The sequence below is a fragment of the Bacillus sp. SIMBA_008 genome (assembly GCF_046535495.1).
Lineage (GTDB): Bacteria > Bacillota > Bacilli > Bacillales > Bacillaceae > Bacillus > Bacillus subtilis.
In genome coordinates this window covers 1-301 of record NZ_JAWRWL010000240.1, presented here as the reverse complement: position 1 = coordinate 301, position 301 = coordinate 1, and the positions used below count along the sequence as shown (strand labels likewise).

The following is a 301-nucleotide window of genomic DNA, read 5'->3' as shown; positions in this document are numbered from 1 at the left end:
GCCGTACTCGCTGACGAGCTGGCCAAAGAACGACCCGGGTTCGGGATAAGACCAAGTCGGCTCGATGACCCCGACGGTCCGCGTCTCGGATCGGAGCATCCAATTGCGGATGACGTGGTTGACGTGCGCGTCCGCGAAGCGGTAGCCCACGATCACGAGATGGTCTGCGCGCTCGATCGCTTCCTCTGCGGCGTGAAGCAGTTCGAGGGTCGGACCGTCGGTCGCAAGCTTCTCCCGGTCGCCAACCACGATCCAGGGCTGCTCGACCGCTCCCTCCGCAACTTTGAGTCGCGTCGAGGAC

The 301-nt window shown here is 64.5% G+C and carries 1 protein-coding gene; it reads right to left on the bottom strand.

The features are described 5' to 3' along the window. Positions 1 to 301, bottom strand: a 301-nt coding sequence (locus SB658_RS23010) for a hypothetical protein (RefSeq protein ID WP_410602573.1), incomplete at both ends; no start/stop codon positions are given.